This window comes from Dyella sp. SG609, from assembly GCF_012275375.1.
GTDB lineage: Bacteria > Pseudomonadota > Gammaproteobacteria > Xanthomonadales > Rhodanobacteraceae > Dyella_D > Dyella_D marensis.
The window spans coordinates 611319-630764 of sequence record NZ_JAAZQJ010000001.1 but is presented as its reverse complement, the minus strand read 5'-3'; the positions used below and the strand labels follow the sequence as shown (position 1 = coordinate 630764).

The following is a 19446-nucleotide window of genomic DNA, read 5'->3' as shown; positions in this document are numbered from 1 at the left end:
CCCAACCTGCGTCAAGCCTCGGCGAACGGAAACGCCAGCACATCCGCGATCGCATCCGTCCCCGCCAGGCACATCAGCAGGCGCTCCATGCCCATCGCCACGCCGGCACAATCGGGCATCGCATCCAGCACCGCCAACAAAGACTCATCCAGCGGAATCTCGCGCAGCCCACGTTCGCGCCGCACCGCGTTGTCGCGCTCGAAGCGCCTGCGCTGCTCCGCCCCGTCGTTCAACTCGTGATACCCGTTGGCCAGCTCGTAGCGCCCCAGGAACAGCTCGAAGCGCTCGGCCATCGGCGGATCGCCGGGGCGGATGCGCGCCAGCGCGCACTGGCTGGCCGGGTAGTCGTGGATCACCGTGATGCGGTCGCGCGGAAACGCCGGCTGCAGCTTGTGGGTGATCAGCAGATCGAGCCAGTCGTCGCGGCCCAGCCCGTCGGGGCCGATGCCGTATTCAGCCAATGGCGCGCGCAATTCGTCGATCGGCGCATGCAGCGGATCGATGCCCAGCTCGTCCAGGAACAGCTGGCGGTAGCTCTCCACCACCACTTCGGCACGCCGCCCGGCCATGGCCAGCGCGGCTTCGACCAGGGCGATGGTTTCCTCCATCAGCTGGCGATGGTCCCAGCCCACGCGGTACCACTCCAGCATGGTGAACTCGGGGTTGTGGCGGCCGCCGGATTCGCCATTGCGGAACACACGACCCAGCTCGTAGCAATCGCCCACGCCGGCGGCGAGCAGGCGCTTGAGCGGGTATTCCGGCGAGGTGCGCAGCCAGCGCTCGCGTGGGCCGGCGTCGACGTGGCCGCTGAAGCTGGCGCTGAAGCTTTCGATATTCGGATCGGTATTGCCGGCCGCCGACAGGATCGGCGTCTCCACTTCCAGCACGCCGCGGTCGGCGAAGAACTGGCGCAGCAGCGCATTGAGCTGCGCGCGCAGGCGCAGCGAGCCGCGGTCGCCGGGCAGTTGCACGATGCGGGCGGATTCCTTCGCCGTCATGCGCCGCCCTCGTGCTCGGCCAGCAGCGCCAGCAGGCGCTCTTCGTCCCATACGTCCACACCCAGCTCCTGCGCCTTGTCCAGCTTGGAGCCGGCCGCTTCGCCGGCCACCACGAAGCTGGTTTTTTTCGAGACCGAACCGGAAACCTTGGCGCCCAGCGCTTCGAGGCGCTCCTTGGCTTCATCGCGGGTCAGCCCGGCGAGCGTGCCGGTGAGCACCACGGTCTGCCCTTCCAGCGGCGCGGCTTCGGCCTTGGCGGATTTCGGGATGGCGTCCAGCAGGCGTTGCATGGCCGCTTCCGCGTCTTCCAGGGCCTTGAGGTTTTCCCGGTCGGCCAGGAAGTGCTCCAGGTTCGTCGCCGCCGACGACGGCACCCCGGCCACCACCCAATGCGCGGCACCCGCGTCCGCCAGCTGCTTCACGCTGCGGTAGTGCTGCGCCAGCAGCTGCGTGCTCTTGGGACCGAGCTTGGACACCTTGGCGGTATCCAGCAGCACGTCCAGCCCCAGCTTGCCGCGCAGCTTCGGCGACGGCGCGCTTTCGTCGCCGAGCACGATGCCGGAGGCGAGCAAGTCGTCGACCACCTTCTGGTTGCCCTCCTGGGCGAAGAAGCCGTCGATGGAGTTGGCCACTTCGTCGCCGATGTCCGGCAGCACGCGCAAGACCGGCGCCGGCGTGGAACGCACCAGCTCCAGCCGGCCCAGCCACAGGGCCAGCGTCTTCGCCGTGCTCTCGCCGATATGCATGATGCCCAGCGCATACAGAAACCGCGGCAGCGTGCTGCGCTTGCTGGCCTCGATCGCTTCCAGCAGGTTCTCCGCCCACTTGGTGGCGACCTTGCCCTGCTTCACCGTCTCCGGCGTGGTGCCGTCGCGCTCGTCGGCGCGGCGTTTCATTTCGAGGAAATCGTCCAGGGTGAGCTTGTAGAGATCGGCCGGCGTGTGCACGTAGCCGAAATCCACCAGCGCATCGACGAAACGCTCGCCGATGCCTTCGATATCCATGGCACGGCGCGCGGCGAAATGGATCAGCGCCTCCTTGCGCTGCGCGGCGCAGATCAGGCCGCCGGAGCAGCGCCATACCGCCTCGCCCTCCTCGCGCAGCAGCTCCGAATTGCACACCGGGCAGTGCGATGGCATATGCCATTGCTTGGTGTGCGGCGGACGCAGCTCGGGCATCACCCGCACCACTTCCGGAATCACATCGCCGGCGCGGCGCACGATCACCGTATCGCCTACCCGCACGTCCAGCCGCGCCACCTGGTCGGCGTTGTGCAAGGTGGCATTGCTCACCGTCACACCCGCCACCTGCACGGGCTTGAGGCGCGCCAGCGGCGTGGCGGCGCCGGTGCGGCCGATATTGATCTCGATCGCCTCGACCGTGGTGGTCTGTTCCTGCGCCGGGAACTTGTGCGCGATGGCCCAGCGCGGCGCGCGCGAGACGAAGCCCATCTCGCGCTGGCCTTCGTAGTCGTCCAGCTTGTAGACCACGCCGTCGATATCGAACGGCAGGCTGTCGCGCTTCTCGCCGATGCGCCGGTAATACGCCAGCAGCCCCTTGAAGCCCTTGGCCGTGCCCACCTCGTGCGAGACCGGGAAACCCCATTCGCGCAGCTTCTGCAAGGTGGCCGAATGGGTGGCGGGAATCTCGCCGCCCTCCACCACGCCGATGGCGTAGGCGAAGAAGCTCAGCTTGCGCTTCTTGGTGATGGCCGGATCGAGCTGTCGCAGCGAACCGGCCGCGCCGTTGCGCGGGTTCGCCAGCACCTTCTCGCCGTGCTCGCGGGCATGCGCATTGAAGGCCTCGAAATCCTTGCGCAGCATGATCACCTCGCCGCGCACTTCCAGCACGCGCGGCCAGTCCTTGCCGTGCAGGCGCAGCGGGATGGCGCCGACCATGCGCAGGTTGGCGGTGACGTCCTCGCCGGTGGCGCCGTCGCCGCGCGTCGCGCCCTGCACGAACACGCCGTTCTCGTAGCGCAGGCTGATGGCCAGGCCGTCCAGCTTCGGCTCCACCGAGAACACCGGCTCTTTCCGCTGCAGGGTCTGCTCGATGCGGCGCTCGAATTCCGCCACTTCGCGGAACCGCTCCAGCTCCGTCTCGCCTTCCTGCTCGAAGGCATTGCTCAGCGACAGCATGGGAATGGCGTGCTGCACCTCGGCGAAGCCGCCGACCGCGCGGGCGCCCACGCGGCGCGTGGGCGAATCGGACGTGGCCAGCTCCGGATGCTCGGCCTCCAGCGCCTCCAGCTCGCGCAGCAGGCGGTCGAACTCGATGTCGGTGATCTCCGGATCGTCGAGCACGTGGTACCGGTAATTGGCGCGCTCGATCCGCTCGCGCAGCTCGGCGGCGCGGACCTCAGGTTCAGATGAATGGCTCATGCGGGGCTCCTCATGCCGCGCAGTTTACTAAGACAACCGAAAGCCACGCGCCCTGGCCTCGTTTTCGCTTGATCCATCGCATCGGGGCCATCAGGACCACCGGCCAGGCGATCCGGGCATGCCGCCCGTCCCCGCGCTGCCTGTCGCCGCCCAGGCACAGGGCGGCCCAGTCGGCCTCGACCAAACGCTGCGTTACCACGACACAGCAGGAGGTGGAAACGCGGCAGCCAGCGGATCGCCTACGACGGCCGCTCGCCCCGGTCGCGACTGCCAAAGCCTTCACAGCCCTTGCACAGCGGCAAGTTGCGCCAGCGTGCAAGGCCCATGGGGGGTTCCCCTGCGGCTCGCCCCAATCCGCGGCTGCATCGGCAGCTGCCATAGCAGCTATCATGCGCAGGTCATGTCCGATACCTCCGCAGCCACGGAAGTGCCGCCCGAACTGGGTACGCCCAACCCCGGCACAGCTCCCGCCCCGCCTCCCGTCTCCTCGCGCGAGCGCTACCGCGGACTGATCTGGCTGGTCGCCGCCAGCTTCTTCATGCAGGCGCTCGATTCCACCATCGTCAACACCGCCGTGCCGGCCATGGGCGAAGCGTTGGGCGTGGCGCCGCTGGGCATGCGCATCGCGCTCACCAGCTACGTGCTGACCCTGGCCATCTTCATTCCCGCCAGCCCCTGGATGTGCGACCGCTTCGGCACGCGCCGTATCTTCGCCGCGGCCATCGCCATCTTCACCGTGGGCTCGCTGCTGTGCGGCATCTCGCAGACCCTGCCCCAGCTGGTGGCCGCGCGCGTGCTGCAAGGCCTGGGCGGCGCCGCACTGATGCCGGTGGGCCGCTATGTGCTCGTGCGCAGCATCGACAAGCGCGACTTCGTCGGCGCCATGAGCACGGTGGCCACGGTGGGCCTGCTCGGTTCGGTGATCGGTCCGCTGCTCGGCGGCGTGCTGGCGGAGTACACCTCGTGGCGCCTGATCTTCCTGATTAACGTGCCGGTGGGCATCGCCGGTTTCTGGATGAATCGCCGCGAGATGCCGGATTACCGACTGGCCGATCCGCACCGCTTCGATCTTTCCGGCTTCGTGCTGTTCGCGCTGGCCTCGGCCATGCTGCTCACCGCTTCGGAAGTGGCCAGCGGCGGCGGCGGGCAATGGCTGCAGATCGCCGTGAGCGGCGTGCTCGCGCTGATCTTCGGCGGCATCTACGTCTGGCATAGCCGGCATACCGAATACCCGGTGGCGGACCTGAACCTGCTGCGCGTGCGCAGCGTATGGGTGTCGCTGGCCGGCAACCTGTTCACGCGGCTGGGCGTGTCCGGCATGTTCCTGCTGCTGGTGCTGTTCCTGCAGGTGGGCTGCGGCTGGTCGCCGACCATGGCCGGCCTGATGATGGTGCCGCAGGCGCTGGGCTCGATCTGCGCCAAGTGGGTGATCAACCGCCTGCTGCAGCGCATGGGCTATCGCCGCTTCCTGCTGGCCAACACCTTGATCGTGGCGGTGCTGCTGTGCTCGTTCGCCCTGCTCGGCAAGGACTCGCCGATGTGGGTGATCGCGGTGATGGTGTTCGTCTACGGCGGCTTCATGGGCCTGCAGTACACCGCGATGAACACGCTGATCTACAACGACCTGGACGTGAAGTACGCCTCGATGGCCTCGTCCATGGCCTCCACCGCGCAATACCTGTCGATGAGCTTCGGCATCGCGCTCGCCTCGCTGCTGATGGAAGCGCTGCTGCAAGGCCATGCGCACGACGACTACGTGGTGTCGTTCCGCTGGACGGTACTGCTGCTGGGCATCGTCACCGCCACCGCCAGCTGGGTGTTCAGCCGGCTCGGCCGCGACGCGCCGAAACGCAGCGCAAGCGTGTAGCATGCCCCGGTCGCGATAGACCGGAAGGAACCTGAGCATGCATCACGCCGCCGACATCCTGCTCACCCTGTTCATCGTCTTCGTCGCCGCGCAGATCGGCGGGGAGATCGCGCAACGCCTGAAATTGCCGGGCGTGGTGGGCGAAATCGCCGCCGGCTGCGTGGTCGGTCCCTCGCTGCTCGGCTGGATCGCACCGGAGCAGATCGCCACCGGCACGCCGCTCGATGTGCTCGCGGAAATAGGCGTAGTCCTATTGTTGTTCGCCGTCGGCCTGGAGACACGGCTCGAAGATCTCAAGAAAGTGGGCAAGGTCGCCTTCCTGGTCGGCATCCTCGGCGTGCTGGTGCCGTTCGGCCTCGGCGGCGTGTGGGCGCATGCGAGCGGCTACGACTGGGGCAAGTCGCTGTTTATCGCCGCGGCCTTCGTGGCCACCTCCGCCGGCATTACGGCGCGCGTGCTGCAGGAGCTCAATGCGCTGCAGCGCACGGAGAGCAAGGTGATCCTCGGCGCCGCCGTGATCGACGACATCCTGGCCATGCTGCTGCTGGGCGTGGTGGTGTCGCTGCAGGGCGGCGAAGGTTTCAACGCGATGCATCTGATCACCACGCTGGTCGGCGCGATCGGCTTTATCGCGGTGATCGGTTTCGGCGGCGCGCGCGCGATGCGCTGGAATTCCAGCTGGCTGGACAAGCCGCACGGCCAGCATTCGGCGCTGGCGATCGTGCTGGCGCTGTGCCTGGGCCTGGCCTATGTGTCCACGCTGTTCGGCCTGGCCGCCATCATCGGCGCCTTCCTTGCCGGCATGATCGCCTCGGAGACACGCCAGCAGCACGCGCTGGAGAAGCAGGTACAGCCGTTATTGGCCCTGCTCACACCGTTCTTCTTCGTGATCACCGGCAGCAAGATCGACCTGCAGCAGCTGGCCAGCGCGGACGCCCTGATCACGCTGTCCGTCGTGACCGTCATCGCCATTATTTCCAAGCTCGCCGGCGGCTTCCTCGGCGCGCTGTCGCTGGGCAAGCGCGGGGCCACCATCGTGGGCTTCGGCATGGTGCCGCGCGGCGAGGTGGGCGTGGTGATTGCCAGCCTCGGCCTGGCGGCCGGGGTGTTCAGCGACCGCACCTACGCGATCATCGTGGCGATGTCGCTGCTGACGGCGATGGTGACGCCGCCGGTGCTGGCGGTGTTGCTCAAGCGCGACGGCGGCGTAGCGGAACCCGACACTCGCGGCTGACCGCCCCCTCTCCCCTCCGGGGAGAGGGCTGGGGTGAGGGGTCACTCGAAGCGTAGAAGCCGCAACGGAAAGCAAGCGACAACCTGCTCTTCGATCTAATCCCGCCCCCGCATCGCCTGATAAGCCCCCAACGCATCCTGCCGCGACTGCGCCAAATCCACCATCGGCGCCGGATAACCGCTGCGCGACAACAGCGAGCCATCCTTCCACGGCTCATGCAGCAGCGGCAGCGGCGCATCCTTCAATTCCGGCAGCCAGCGGCGCAGATAGTCCCCTTGCGGATCGAACTTCTGCGCCTGCGACACCGGATTGAACACGCGAAAGTACGGCGCCGCATCCGCACCGCAACCGGCCACCCACTGCCAACCGAGCGTGTTGTTGGCGAGGTCCGCATCCACCAGCGTGTCCCAGAACCACTTCGCCCCCTCGTGCCAATGCTGGCGGAGGTTCTTGGTGAGGAAGCTCGCCACCACCATGCGCACGCGGTTGTGCATCCAGCCGGTGTGCCATAACTCGCGCATGCCTGCGTCGACCAAGGGAATGCCGGTGCGGCCATGGCGCCAGCGTTCGAGCAAGGCTTCGTCGGGCTTGGCCCAGCGGAAGTTGGCGAAGCCTGGGTTGAAGTTGTCGGTCGGGGTTTGCGGAAAGTGAAACAGCAGGTGGTGGGCGAATTCGCGCCAGCCCAGTTCGCGCAGGAAGGGTTCGAGATCCGGACGGCGCTTGGCGGCCAGGCCTTGCGTCTGGCGATGCAGGATGTGGTGGATCTGCCGCGGCGAGATCTCGCCGAAATGCAGATGCGGGGACAGGCGCGACGTGCCGTGGCGTGCCGGCAGGTCGCGCAGGCGCGCGTAGCCGTTGAGCGCGTCGTCGGCGAACAGCTCCAGCGCTTCGAGAGCGCCTTGCTCGCCCGGGGTCCAGGTGTCCTGCAGGCCTTTGTCCCAGTGGATGCGCGGCAACAGTTCGAGCGACTTCAATGTCACGCCATGCTTGGCTTTGGCAAAGCGCATGGCCGGCATGGGAATCGGCGCCTGCGGTTCCAACCGCGGCCTTACGCTGCGCCAGAACGGGGTGAAAACGCGATAAGGACCATCCTGCTGCGTAGCGACCTGCCACGGCTCCACCCACAACGCCGCATTGAAACTCTTCGCCTCGATGCCTTGCTCGCGCAGCGCTGCCTTGATGTGCTTGTCGCGCTCGATCAGCGCGGGTTCGTAGCAGCGGTTCCAGTAGACGGCGGTGGCGCCGGCGGCGCGGCATGCGGTGACGAGGTTGTCCAGGGTGCCGCCGGTGCGGATATGCAGGCCGCCGCCCTGCTGCTTCAACGCGGCGGACAGCGCGGCCAGCGAATGATGCAGCCACCAGCGGCTGGCGGCGCCCGGCGCCCAGACACCCTCCTCGTCCGGCTCGTGCACGTAGACCGGCAGGATGTGCCCGTGCTCCGCGCAGGCGGCGGCGAGCGCGGGGTTGTCGGCCAGGCGGAGATCGCGGCGGAACCAGACGAGAGCGGTCATGAGGCTGTAGTGGCTCGAAAGAAGCACGCTTATACGCGATGTTGCCGCAAGGCGCGTACGGCACCGTCAACGATCGAGCTCGGCCATCGCCATGGCGCCCACTCGTGTGTCGACCTCGGCCGGATCGCCATCCTGGATCAGCCATGCCGCCGACAAGCCGGTCCAGGCGAGGATCCAGCGCAGCAGGCGCCGGCGCTCCAGACCGCTGTGTTCCACCACGATGTCCAGCCGGCGCTCGAATCGCTCACGCCTTACTGCCACCGGCTTGTCCGGAAAATCCATGTCCGGGTTGCAGAACAGGTTGGCATAGTCGAACGCACGATCACCGCGCAGATGCTTGGGGTCGATCGCCAGCCAGCCACGCTCGCCGAAATCGAGCACGTTGTCGTGGTGGATATCGCCATGCAACGGGCGCTCGTCCACGCCTTCGGCAAGCAAAGCACGCGCCTCTTCCGCGGCACGACGCAGCCAGCCGCCATGCGAACGAGCCATCGGCTCCAAGGCCTCGAACCAGACCGGCATGGTCACCAGCCCGTCCGGCCATGGCTTGGTGCGAGGCGCATGCAAGCCAGCAATGACAGCGCACAGCACCTCCGTCGCCTCGTCATCCCGCCCGTTCTGCGCATAGGCCGTAAGCGAGCGCTTGCCCATCGCCCGCTCCATCAGCACCGCATCCCCCTCCACTTCAACCGCCCGCGCCGCCCCCTCGCCACCCCACCATTCCAGCAGGATGCCGCCGAAGCGCTCCTCCGGGTCGGTGGCGATCTTGAGCATCAAGGGCTGGCCATCGCGGCGAACCGGCAAAAGGCGGGCACGCGGGGTAACGATGGCCGTGCCGTCGTGGGAAAGTCGCCAGCGGTCGAGATAGGGGGAAAACAGCGCTGCGTCCATGGTTGTCCTGTGGCGCGGTCCGGCCATGCAACCTGCCCATCATCGCCGCCAAACGAGGCCAGGCGCCAATTCTGCTAGGATGACGCGGCTTCGCTGTCCTGGACAGCCGACAACGCTAACGGAGAGATGGCCGAGCGGTTTAAGGCACCGGTCTTGAAAACCGGCGAAGGGTCAAACCTTCCGTGGGTTCGAATCCCACTCTCTCCGCCAGATACCAGAACGCCCCCATTGGGGGCGTTCTGGTATCTGGCGGAGAGAGTGGGTAGAGAGAACCGGTGGCTCGGCTACGCCGAGCCACCGGTTCGACAAATTCGCCGGGAGCGAATTTGGACAGCCGCAGGCTGGCCCCGCAGCGCGCAGCGCGGAGGGGTGAGGCCCATGGATGGGCCTCACAATCCCACCCTCCCAAACCAAAGCGCCCCCTCCATCGAAACCTCACTAAGCCCCGCCCCCCATTTCATTTCCCACCCACCAACGCCCCCACCGCCCTTTCCAACACCACATCCCTCCCCCTCCGCACACTCTCCACCGTCTGCGAAACCCCAATCGTCGGCCGCAACCCCACCCCCTCAAACACCACCCCATCCGGCCCACGATCATTCCTGGTACAAACCCGCGCACTCCCCCCACCCGGTAGCGAAAAGAACAACGGCTGCCCTGTACTTCCAGCAGTAGTCTCCCCCACCGTAATCCCCCGCCGCATCGCCCCGAACATCGCGACAAAATCCTCCGCCGCCGAAAACGTCCGCGCACTCGTCAACACCGCCACCGGCACATCCACGTGATGCTCCGCATCCGCCGGCACCTCGAACGGCACCACATCGCTCCACCCCGGCAACACACCACGCGCCCGATCCGCCGCCGCATAGCTTCTCGTACGAATCAACGGCCCCCGAATCGGCTCCCGCGTCAACAACTGCAACAAGTCCACAGGCGTGCTGCCACCGCCGTTGGCACGCACATCGATGACCAACCCCTTGGACGCGTTCACCACCGACAGATTCGCAAGCAGCGCCTTGGTGCCTTCCGTGTCGTCGAACTCGTCGATGGTAAGGACGGCAATCCCATCCGGCCTCAGCTTGAACGACACTCCGCCGGTCCTGAGCTTCGATTGCTCCGCCAACGTAAGCCGGGTCAACACCCGGTTTTCTTCCTTACCTTCGGCATTCCTGGCGGTGACGTGAACCTGGCTGCCGGCCCGCCCGCCGAGCAAGGCATAGTCATAGGTGCGCACCCGCAGATCCTGCGCCGTGGAGGAACTCTGGTAAGGCGCGATCTCGCGCTCCGCATAAGAACGTATGTCTTCGCCATCGATCTTCACCAGCACATCGCCCACACGCCAATGCTGCGCGGACAACGCCGGATCGTCGATTCCCGTCACCACCACAGCGTTTTCCACCCACTGCGTGCGCAAGCCCGGCCGGCCATAGAAGGCGTCACGCAGAGGCTCGGGCGGATAGACATTGGTGTGGCCGTCCTTCAGCAGTGCGGCGAACCGCATCAGCACGCGGTAATACTGTTCGGTCGATGCCGCCGCCCGCACCTTGGGCAGGAAATCCAGGTAGGCCTGGTTCCAATCCAGTTCGGGCTGGCGGTCGAAGAAGGCGAAGTTGAAGCGGGCCTCCGCCCACAGGCTGGACAACCCCGCGATCTTCGCGTCCTCGCTCAGGTCCGGCGCGAACGGCAGATCCTGGCCGGGCTGGCGCGCCCACAGGCGCTCCTGGCTGCGCGCCGCCTCGACCAGCGGCTTGAATCGCGGGTCGCCATGGAGCGATGCCAGGTCGGCCTCCGCTGCCAGCTGGTCCGCCGAAACGCTGCCGCCCCTGGCCTGCGCGGCCATCAGCGCATCCATGGCTTTGTCCTTGTTACCGGCCAGCGCTTCATCGCGTGCGAGCTGGTACATGGCGGCGTTCCAATGCCAATCCATGCCATTGGGGCCGGCCGTGTAGAACGGTTCGAGGATCGCCGCGGCCTCGGCATATTGCCTGGCCTGATGCAGTTTCAGCGATTCGATATAGCGTCCCGGCAGGCTGGCCGGCGTCGCGGGCGGCGACTGCGCCGCGGCGGCCCCGCAGGCCATGAAACATAAAATCCAAGCCAAGCTTCGCGTCTGCGTCCTGATCATGTCGTCTTCGCTGTTCGAATGGATCGAAGCACTGCTTGAGCCATCCGATCGGCGGCCCCCCGTCGACATCTTCCCTAAAAGCGTTGTGGCGGCCCATAAGAAAAAAGCCCGGCGAAGGCCGGGCTTTTCGTCACAGGCTCAGGCGATTTTTTCCGCCCCGTGCAGGTAAGGCCGCAACACCTCCGGCACCGTGATCGAACCATCCGCGTTCTGATAGTTCTCCATCACCGCCACCAGCGTGCGCCCCACCGCCAGCCCCGACCCATTCAAGGTATGCACCAGCTCCGGCTTGCCCGTCGCCGGGTTGCGCCACCGCGCCTGCATCCTTCGCGCCTGGAAATCCCCGCAGTTCGAACACGAGGAAATCTCGCGATAGGTGTTCTGGCTCGGCAGCCACACTTCCAGGTCGTAGGTCTTCTGCGCCGCAAACCCCATATCGCCCGTGCACAGCAGCACCTTGCGATACGGCAGCCCCAGCTGCTGCAGCACCTTCTCGGCATGGCCGACCATTTCTTCCAGCTGAGCATGCGACTGCTCAGGCGCAGCGATCTGCACCATCTCCACCTTCTCGAACTGATGCTGGCGGATCATGCCGCGCGTGTCGCGGCCATAGCTGCCGGCTTCGGCGCGGAAGCACATCGAATGCGCGGCGAGGCGCATCGGCAGCGCGTCGGCTTCGACGATGCTGTCGGCAACCAGGTTGGTCAGCGCCACTTCCGCGGTGGGAATCAGATAACGCTTGGCCTCGCCGACGTGCGTCGAGAACAGGTCTTCCTCGAACTTCGGCAGCTGCCCGGTGCCCTGCATCGTCTCGGTATTGACGATCAGCGGCACGCTGCATTCCAGGTAGCCATGCTCGCCGGTATGCAGGTTGAGCATGAACTGCGCGAGTGCGCGATGCAGCTGCGCCAGCTGGCCGCGCAGCACGGTGAAGCGCGCGCCGGAGAGCTTGGCGCCGGCGTCGGCGTCCAGCCAGCCGTGGCGGGCGCCGAGGTCGACGTGGTCTTTCACTTCGAAATCGAACGAACGCGGCGTGCCCCAGCGCAGCTGCTCGGCGTTCTCGCTCTCGTCCTTGCCCGGCGGCACCGACTCGTGCGGGATATTCGGGATGCCCAGCGCGATGTGGGCGATCTTCGCCTGCACCTCGACCAGCGCATGCTCGTTGGCCTTGAGCTTGTCGCCCAGGCCGGCGACTTCGGCCATCAGGGCGCCGACGTCCTCGCCCTTGGCCTTGGCCTGGCCGATCGCCTTGGAGCGGGTGTTGCGCAGGTTCTGCAGTTCCTGCGTCTCGGTGGACAGCCGCTTGCGTTCGCTTTCCAGCGCTTCCACGGCGGCTACGTCGAGTTCGTAGCCACGGGTTTCCTTGAGGCGCGCGGCGGTGTCGGCCAGGCGCGAACGCAGCAGGGCGGGGTCCAGCATGATGGGTCCGGATGATGGCCAGGGAACGCCGGATTATGGCGGCCGGGCCCGACTTGCCGCAATGCGACAGGCCGCGGCGCGCCCTCGCCCGCCGCGGCCTGTGATGCGGCCCGGCTTAAACGGCGCGCCGTTCCGCGCGGCCCAGCCACCACGCCATGGCGGCGCCGGCCAGCAGCCAGCCGATCACCTGCTCCACCAGGGCGGCCAGGGTGAAGTCCAGCGGGAAGCGGTACCAGTTCCAGTACGGCACCATGGAGCTGAGCCAGGCGAACAGCGCCGCCGCCACCGCGATGCCCAGGCGCTTGCGGAAGCCGAAGGCGGCCAGGCCCATCACGAAGGCCAGGGCCAGGGCGGACAAGGTGTCCGAGGCCCATTGCCGGCCCAGCTGCGGGCCCATCTGCATCAGATCGTCGCCCTGCGGCATATAGACGATCCACGCGTACGACGAGGACTTGGCCTTTTCCGAATAAGCCTTGACGGCGGCCTCGTCGGACATCCTGGCGGGATCGAACGACGGCAGGATATAGACACCGGCCTGCATCCCCAGCCCCTGATGCAGGCTGTCCAGCACCACGTTTTCCGCCGCCGGCTGGCGTATGCCGGTTTCGCCCAGGCCCAGCGCCATATGTGCCACGGCGCCCCAGATAAACATCACGATGCCGCCGATCAAGGCGGCCACCAGTACGCGCATATCCGTCCCTCCCCCGGTTAGAAGCGCTGCGGTGGCCGGAATCTATGCCTGCGCGCGCAAGCCCCGCAAGGGCGCTCGCAGCAGGCTGCGCTCAGAGGCGCGAGGCGCCGATCGGCAAAGTGGCGACGCGGTGCATTTCCGCTTCGTCCCACAGCGCCGGATCGCGCAGGCAGGCCAGCGCGAAGTCGTGCGCGTCGCCGCCCCAGAACAGGCGGCCGTCGATGGCCAGGGTGGGCACGCCGAAGATGTCGTCGGCCATGGCCGCGTCGAAGTTGGCTTTGAGCTGCGCTTTCACGGCGGGGTTGGCAATCGCCGCGGCGGCATCCGCAATGCCCAGCTCCTGCGCAACCGGCGCGAGCGCTTCGGCCGTGTCGCCCACCTGCCCCTGTCCCCAGATCCATTCGAAGATCGCGCCGGTGGCGCGCGCATCGCTGCCGGCCGCAATGCACAGGCGCAGCGCGGCCAGCGGATTGAACGGATGCGCCGGCGGAAAGCGCAGCGGCTGCCCCGCCTCGCGCGCACGCCACAGCACGTGGCGATAGATGAATTCGCGCTTGGCGGGAATCTCCGCCGGCCCCTTCTGGCCGACGCGGTCGAGCACGCCGGCGAACAGGATCGGGCGCAAGCTCACCTCGTGCGTGCGCATCAGCTCCTCGATGCGCGGCCACTGCAGCCAGGCAAACGGGGAGACGAAGTCGAAGTACCAGACGATGGACATGCGATGGCCTCGGGCTACGGCAGAACGGCGGCGCCCGCGCGGAACGCCGAAGAAAGACCGCTTACTTGCCGCGCGCCTGCCGCCGCGCTTCGCGCAGGCTCAGCAGTTTCTCGCGCAGCTTCAATTCCAGGCCGCGCTCCACCGGCTCGTAGAACACGGTGCCGTCGAGCGCATCGGGCAGGCATTGCTGGCCCAGCGCGATGCCGCCTTCGGCATCGTGGTCGTACTGGTAGCCCTGGCCGTAGCCCAGCCCCTTCAGCAGCCTGGTCGGCGCATTGCGCAGATGCATCGGTACATCCAGCGTGCCGGTTTCGCGGATCGTCGCGCGCGCCTGGTTGTAGGCCGTGTAGGCGGCATTGCTCTTGGGCGCCATCGCCAGCCAGATCGCCAGCTGCGCCAGGCCCAGCTCGCCTTCCGGGCTGCCCAGGCGCTCGTAGGTGTCCCAGGCATCCAGCGCCATGCGCCAGGCGCGCGGCTCGGCCAGGCCCACGTCTTCCACCGCCATGCGGGTCATGCGGCGCGCCAGATACAGCGGATCCACGCCGCCGTCGAGCATGCGGCACATCCAGTACAGCGCGGCGTCGGGGTCGGAGGAGCGCACGGATTTGTGCAGCGCCGAGATCTGGTCGTAGAACTGCTCGCCGCCCTTGTCGAAGCGGCGCGTGCGGTCGGCCAGCACCTGCTCCAGCGTGGCTTCGTCGATGCGGCCGTCCTCGGCCAGCTCGGCGGCGATTTCCAGCAAGGTGAGCGCGCGGCGCACGTCGCCGTCGGCGGCGCGGGCGATCAGCTGCAGCGATGCGTCGCCGATGCTCAGCCCCTGCCCGCCCAGCCCGCGCTCGCTGTCTTGCAGCGCACGCTTGAGCGCGCCGACGATATCGTCCGCCGACACCGCTTCCAGCACGTGCACGCGGCAGCGCGACAGCAAGGCGGAGTTGAGTTCGAACGACGGGTTCTCGGTGGTGGCGCCGACGAAGATGACCACGCCGCGCTCGATATGCGGCAGGAAGGCATCCTGCTGCGCCTTGTTGAAGCGGTGCACCTCGTCGACGAACAGCACGGTGCGCCGCCCCTGCGCGAAGTTCGCCTCCGCCTCGGCCAAGGCCTTGCGCACTTCCGGCAGGCCCGACAGCACGGCGGAAATCGCGCGGAAATCGGCGTCGGCATAGCTCGCCACCAGCAGGGCCACGGTGGTCTTGCCGCAACCGGGCGGGCCCCACAGCACCATCGAATGCACGCGGCCCGCTTCGAGCGCGCGGCGCAACGCCTTGCCGGGCGCGAGCACGCGCTGCTGGCCGACGATCTCGTCGAGGCCGCGCGGACGCATGCGCTCGGCCAGGGGCTTGAGCTCGTCGGATTCGGGGAAGAGGTCGGGGGAGGAACCGCGGGCGGACATAGGACGCCATGATAGCGCGGGGAAGCCTGGGGACGTGGAATGCCCTAAGCAAACGGCTTCGCCGCATCGTCATCCCGGCGCAGGCCGGGATCCGGTAACGGCACCGTCGGGGCAGGCAACGGCCGCCAGAAGCTGCTCATGCTCTTGCAACCTCGCGCCTTGTCGCCACTGGATCCCGGCCTGCGCCGGGATGACGGCAATGGCGAGGCGCCGCCTTCTAATCGACCAAGTGGCGGTGACGGTAGATCGCATAGACCAGCCCAACCACACCCGTCATCACCGCCGGCAACAACAACGTACGCTCCGCCATCACCCCGAACGCCAACGCCCCCACCGCGCTGCCCGCGATAAAACTGCCGGCCACCAATACGCAGACCTGGATGCGCAGGCGGTCCACGTCCAGCCCGCGCAGGCGCTGGCCGAGATAAATGCCGAGGTCGGTGAAGATGCCCGACAGATGCGTGGTGCGGAACGTCGCGCCGCTATAGGTACTGGCCATGGCGTTCTGCAAACCGCAGGCGATCGAGGCGAGATACAGCCCCGCATCGTTGCAGGCGTGGATCAAGGGCACCGCGGCGAACAGCAAGGCCGATTCGACCATCAAGGCCACGCCATAGCGCCGCCCCAGCTTCAGCGTGTGCTGCTGCACGATAAAGCCGCTCAATACCGCGCCAACGAGAAACGCCAGGATCGCCAGCGCCCAGTGCAACAGCTCGCCGCGGTTGCCTTCGGCGGCCGCCACGCCCATCAGCGTGGCGGTGCCGGTCAGATGCGTGATCGCCTGATGGCGAAAACCCATGAAGCCCACCGCGTTGATCATGCCGGCGATAAAGGCCAGCAGCCCTCCGCCGATCCAGGCCCAGCGCGGCAGCTGGCGCAGCATGGAGGAAGCGTCAGTCCTTCAGCGGCTGCGTCTGGATCACCGGCGCGTCGCCGATCACGTCGGCGCCCTTCGGCGGCACGAAGTTGAACGTGGCCGGCGGGATGGCGGGATTGCGCTGCCAGTTGGCGAAGCGGATCTCGGTGACCGCGCCGAGCTGGTCGCGGAAGGTCATGCGCGCCAGGCCGTTGGCATCGAAGCCCAGGTCCGCGTAGTCGAACTGCGGGTCCTTGGCGGTGGAGGTAAGGCGCAGCCAGGCCAGGCCGTCGTGCTCGCCCTGCTCGGTCACCTTGAAGTCGCGGTCCATCTGCTTGAGGTCCGTGAGCACGGTGAGCGGGCTGTGCGCCTCCTCGGTGCTCTGCACGCGCACGGTGACCTGCTCCAGATCCGGGTCGTACAGCCATACGCGGCTGCCGTCGGCGACGATGGTCTGCTTGTAGGGGGCGAGCGTTTCCCAGCGGAACTGGCGCGGCGCTTCCAGCGACAAGGTGCCGGAGCTGCTCTTGCCCTTGTTGCCGTTGGCGTCGGTGAGGATCTGGGTGAACTGGCCGGTCAGCGCATGCAGGCCGATGGCGAAGGTGTCCAGGCGCGCGCGGGCCGGGCCGGCGGCGGCGTGGACGGCGCCGGCGGCGGTGAGGGCCAGCGCGGCGCAGAGGGCGAGGAAGCGGTTCATAAGGTCCCTGTTTCGTGTCGCGGATGGCGGCGCAGTCTGCGCCGACATCGCTTAATGGTTTACTTCGGCGGCGGCGGCGCCAGCACTTCGCGGTTGCCGTTGTGCTGCGGCGCGCTGACCACGCCGTCCTGCTCCATCTGCTCGATCAGGCGCGCGGCGCGGTTGTAGCCGATGCGCAGATGGCGCTGCACGCCGGAAATGGACGCGCGGCGCGACTCGGTGACGATGCGCACCGCCTTGTCGTACAGCTGCGCGTCGGCATCGCCGCCTTCCTCGCCGTCCTGCGGCAGGCCGGAGTCGTTGATGAACTTGCCGTCCGAGGTGGCCTGCACTTCTTCCAGCACGCCCTCGATGTACTGCGGCGCACCCTGCGCGCGCAGCCACGCCACCACGTTGTGCACCTCGTGGTCGTCGACGAAGGCGCCGTGCACGCGCTCCGGCGTGGCGGTGCCGGGCGGCAGGTAGAGCATGTCGCCGTGGCCCAGCAGGGTCTCGGCGCCGGACTGATCAAGAATGGTGCGCGAGTCGATCTTGGAGGAAACCTGGAACGCGATGCGGGTGGGGATATTGGCCTTGATCAGGCCGGTGATCACATCCACCGACGGGCGCTGCGTGGCCAGCACCAGGTGCACGCCGGCGGCGCGCGCCTTCTGCGCGAGGCGGGCGATCAGTTCTTCCACCTTCTTGCCGACGATCATCATCATGTCGGCGAATTCGTCGATGATGACCACGATGTACGGCAGCGGCTCCAGCGGCTCGGCCGCCAGGTTCGGCATCTCGGGGTTCGGGCGGAACAGCGGGTCCAGCAGCGGCTGGCCGGCGTTCTCGGCGTCCTTCACCTTCTTGTTGAAGCCGGCCAGGTTGCGCACGCCCACCGCAGCCATCAGCTTGTAGCGGCGCTCCATCTCGGCCACGCACCAGCGCAGCGCGTTGGCGGCTTCCTTCATGTCGGTGACCACCGGCGCCAGCAGGTGCGGGATGCCCTCGTAGACCGAGAGCTCCAGCATCTTCGGGTCGATCATGATCATGCGCACGTCTTTGTGGCTGGCCTTGTACAAGAGGCTCAGCACCATCGCGTTCACCGCCACCGACTTGCCCGAGCCGGTGGTGCCGGCCACCAGCAGGTGCGGCATCTTGGCCAGGTCGGCCACCACCGGGCGGCCGGCAATATCCTTGCCCAGGGCCAGCGCCAGCGGCGACTTCATCTGGTCGTATTTCTCGGAGCGCAGTGCTTCCGACAGGTACACGATCTGCTTCTTGGCGTTGGGGATCTCCAGGCCGATCACGTTCTTGCCCGGGATCACGTCGACCACGCGCACGCTCACCACGGAGAGGCCGCGCGCGATGTCCTTGTCCAGGCTCGACACCTGCGAGCCGCGCACGCCGGCGGCGGGCTCCAGTTCGAAGCGGGTGATCACCGGGCCGGGATACACGCCCACCACCTTGGCCTCGATGCGGAAGTCCTTGAGCTTCAGCTCGACCTGGCGCGACAGCACTTCCAGGGTCTCTTCGGAATAGCCCGGGCCCTGCGGCGGCGCCTCGTCCAGCAGCGACAGCGGCGGCAGCTCGCCGGCCTCGGAGGCGCCGGTGAACAGCGGGATCTGCGTTTCGACGCGGGCGCGTTCGCTCTTGGGCGCCGGCGGCGGCGGTGCCTCGATGCGCACCGGCTCGCGCTTGGCCTGCTTAACGGCCTCCACTTTCTTGACCACCTCGCGCTCGGCGCGCGCCTGGCGCGCGGCCAGCACTTCGGGGGCTTCTTTGAGCTTGCCGCCGAACCAGCCGGCGATCTTCAGCATGCCCTGCCCGGTCAGGTCCATCAGCTTGAACCAGGACAGGCCGGTGGCCAGGGTCACCGCGATCAGGAAGATCGCCAGCAGCAGCAGCGGCGCCCCCGTGCCGCCGAAAGCCTGCAGCAGGCCGCGGCCCACCCACATGCCGATGATGCCGCCGACGCCCTGGGGCAGCACCGGCTCGTCGCTGAACTTCAGGTACAGCAGGGCCGGCGCGGTGATGAAGAAGAACACCGAGCCGATCAGCCGCAGCGAGGGCTCCCACGGCTGCACCGTGCGCACGCCGCGGTGGCGCAGCACCTGCACGCCCAGGCCCAGCAGCAGCAGCGGGAAGCAGTAAGCCACCAGGCCGAAGATGTAGCGCAGCAGGTTGGCGATATTGGCGCCGACGGCGCCGCCGAAGTTGCGCGCGTGCTCCACCGTGCTGGCATGGCCCCAGCTCGGGTCCTGGTCGTTGTAGCTGAACAGGCAGACCAGCAGATAGAGCGCCAGCGGCAGCAGCAGCAGCGCGCCGGCCTCGCGCAGGCGGCGCTTCAGCTCCTCGCTGAGGCCGCTGGGTTCCTTGTTCTTGTCTTTCTTGACGTTCGCGCTACGCGCCACCGTATTCCTCGCGTGCCGGTCCTAGGGACCTGCTTCTACTGCGTCGCCTGGGCAAAGGCCAGGACTCCAGATACCTCGATACCGCCCCCCGCGGCCCGGTCCGCAGGGGCCGGGCCCCAGGGCCCGCCAACCTCCGGTTGCCGGTTCAGCTGCCTTGAATCACGCACCCGTCTTCCCCATTCTGTCGGGCTCCAACCTTTCGCCGGAGCCTTGAACCGGTGTGAGGAAACGGCCGTAAAGGCCGGATCGAATAGCAATTCCAAGCTGCTGATAAC

14 protein-coding genes and 1 tRNA gene are annotated in these 19446 nt (G+C 67.4%); 3 read left to right on the top strand and 12 right to left on the bottom strand.

Annotated features, from left to right (window positions below):
* Positions 1-11: 11 nt before the first annotated feature.
* On the bottom strand, positions 12-998 hold the full coding sequence (epmA, locus tag FHW85_RS02730; protein ID WP_167256894.1) for an EF-P lysine aminoacylase EpmA: 987 nt from the start codon (positions 996-998) through the stop codon (positions 12-14).
* Positions 995-3379 (bottom strand): NAD-dependent DNA ligase LigA, encoded by a 2385-nt coding sequence (gene ligA / locus FHW85_RS02725; RefSeq protein ID WP_168647233.1) that lies wholly within the window; start codon positions 3377-3379, stop codon positions 995-997. The genes epmA and ligA overlap by 4 nt, the downstream gene beginning before the upstream one ends.
* A 400-nt stretch (positions 3380-3779) precedes the next feature.
* Here ligA and FHW85_RS02720 point away from each other — a divergent pair, with 400 nt between their 5' ends.
* Positions 3780-5246, top strand: coding sequence for an MFS transporter (locus FHW85_RS02720; RefSeq protein ID WP_168647232.1), 1467 nt, complete (start codon positions 3780-3782; stop codon positions 5244-5246).
* Positions 5247-5283: 37 nt separating this feature from the next.
* Entirely contained in the window at positions 5284-6480 is a 1197-nt protein-coding gene (locus FHW85_RS02715) for a cation:proton antiporter (RefSeq protein WP_168647231.1), read from the top strand.
* A gap of 95 nt (positions 6481-6575) precedes the next feature.
* Here FHW85_RS02715 and FHW85_RS02710 read toward each other — a convergent pair whose 3' ends face one another.
* Positions 6576-7991 (bottom strand): deoxyribodipyrimidine photo-lyase, encoded by a 1416-nt coding sequence (locus FHW85_RS02710; RefSeq protein WP_168647230.1) that lies wholly within the window; start codon positions 7989-7991, stop codon positions 6576-6578.
* Positions 7992-8057: 66 nt separating this feature from the next.
* Positions 8058-8870 carry an aminoglycoside phosphotransferase family protein gene (locus FHW85_RS02705; RefSeq protein WP_168647341.1) on the bottom strand — a complete coding sequence of 271 codons (813 nt, stop codon included), beginning with the start codon at positions 8868-8870 and terminating at the stop codon, positions 8058-8060.
* Positions 8871-9002: 132 nt separating this feature from the next.
* On the opposite strand from FHW85_RS02705, the gene FHW85_RS02700 reads away from it, so the two are divergent.
* A tRNA-Ser gene (locus tag FHW85_RS02700) sits at positions 9003-9092 on the top strand.
* A 247-nt stretch (positions 9093-9339) separates the two neighbouring features.
* On the opposite strand, the gene FHW85_RS02695 is transcribed toward FHW85_RS02700, so the two are convergent.
* The 8 genes from FHW85_RS02695 to FHW85_RS02660 all read right to left on the bottom strand — a co-directional run bounded on the left by FHW85_RS02695 (position 9340) and on the right by FHW85_RS02660 (position 19171).
* Positions 9340-11007, bottom strand: coding sequence for a S41 family peptidase (locus FHW85_RS02695; protein WP_168647229.1), 1668 nt, complete (start codon positions 11005-11007; stop codon positions 9340-9342).
* 138 nt (positions 11008-11145) lie between these two features.
* Positions 11146-12426: a serine--tRNA ligase gene (gene serS, locus FHW85_RS02690; RefSeq protein WP_167256888.1), complete on the bottom strand. Its 1281-nt coding sequence runs from the start codon at positions 12424-12426 to the stop codon at positions 11146-11148.
* Positions 12427-12541: 115 nt separating this feature from the next.
* Positions 12542-13117: a hypothetical protein gene (locus tag FHW85_RS02685; protein WP_168647228.1), complete on the bottom strand. Its 576-nt coding sequence runs from the start codon at positions 13115-13117 to the stop codon at positions 12542-12544.
* Between the two features lie 91 nt (positions 13118-13208).
* Positions 13209-13835 (bottom strand): DsbA family protein, encoded by a 627-nt coding sequence (locus FHW85_RS02680; protein ID WP_168647227.1) that lies wholly within the window; start codon positions 13833-13835, stop codon positions 13209-13211.
* Between the two features lie 61 nt (positions 13836-13896).
* The gene (locus FHW85_RS02675; protein WP_168647226.1) at positions 13897-15228 is read right to left on the bottom strand and encodes a replication-associated recombination protein A; all 1332 of its coding nucleotides are present in this window, start codon (positions 15226-15228) and stop codon (positions 13897-13899) included.
* 217 nt (positions 15229-15445) lie between these two features.
* Positions 15446-16111: a YoaK family protein gene (locus FHW85_RS02670; protein ID WP_168647225.1), complete on the bottom strand. Its 666-nt coding sequence runs from the start codon at positions 16109-16111 to the stop codon at positions 15446-15448.
* 10 nt (positions 16112-16121) lie between these two features.
* On the bottom strand, positions 16122-16781 hold the full coding sequence (lolA, locus tag FHW85_RS02665) for an outer membrane lipoprotein chaperone LolA (protein ID WP_168647224.1): 660 nt from the start codon (positions 16779-16781) through the stop codon (positions 16122-16124).
* A 59-nt stretch (positions 16782-16840) separates the two neighbouring features.
* A complete protein-coding gene (locus FHW85_RS02660; protein ID WP_167256882.1) occupies positions 16841-19171 on the bottom strand; it encodes a DNA translocase FtsK in 2331 nt (776 codons plus the stop codon).
* Between the last annotated feature and the right edge of the window lie 275 nt (positions 19172-19446).

Excerpts from the sequence above, each read along its gene's own strand:
- FHW85_RS02715 (WP_168647231.1), top strand. The coding sequence starts at position 5,284 with ATGCATCACGCCGCCGACATCCTGCTCACCCTGTTCATCGTCTTCGTC.
- FHW85_RS02720 (WP_168647232.1), top strand. The coding sequence starts at position 3,780 with ATGTCCGATACCTCCGCAGCCACGGAAGTGCCGCCCGAACTGGGTACG.
- FHW85_RS02685 (WP_168647228.1), bottom strand. The coding sequence starts at position 13,117 with ATGCGCGTACTGGTGGCCGCCTTGATCGGCGGCATCGTGATGTTTATC.
- FHW85_RS02680 (WP_168647227.1), bottom strand. The coding sequence starts at position 13,835 with ATGTCCATCGTCTGGTACTTCGACTTCGTCTCCCCGTTTGCCTGGCTG.
- FHW85_RS02710 (WP_168647230.1), bottom strand. The coding sequence starts at position 7,991 with ATGACCGCTCTCGTCTGGTTCCGCCGCGATCTCCGCCTGGCCGACAAC.
- serS (WP_167256888.1), bottom strand. The coding sequence starts at position 12,426 with ATGCTGGACCCCGCCCTGCTGCGTTCGCGCCTGGCCGACACCGCCGCG.
- FHW85_RS02670 (WP_168647225.1), bottom strand. The coding sequence starts at position 16,111 with ATGCTGCGCCAGCTGCCGCGCTGGGCCTGGATCGGCGGAGGGCTGCTG.
- lolA (WP_168647224.1), bottom strand. The coding sequence starts at position 16,781 with ATGAACCGCTTCCTCGCCCTCTGCGCCGCGCTGGCCCTCACCGCCGCC.
- epmA (WP_167256894.1), bottom strand. The coding sequence starts at position 998 with ATGACGGCGAAGGAATCCGCCCGCATCGTGCAACTGCCCGGCGACCGC.
- ligA (WP_168647233.1), bottom strand. The coding sequence starts at position 3,379 with ATGAGCCATTCATCTGAACCTGAGGTCCGCGCCGCCGAGCTGCGCGAG.
- FHW85_RS02675 (WP_168647226.1), bottom strand. The coding sequence starts at position 15,228 with ATGTCCGCCCGCGGTTCCTCCCCCGACCTCTTCCCCGAATCCGACGAG.
- FHW85_RS02695 (WP_168647229.1), bottom strand. The coding sequence starts at position 11,007 with ATGATCAGGACGCAGACGCGAAGCTTGGCTTGGATTTTATGTTTCATG.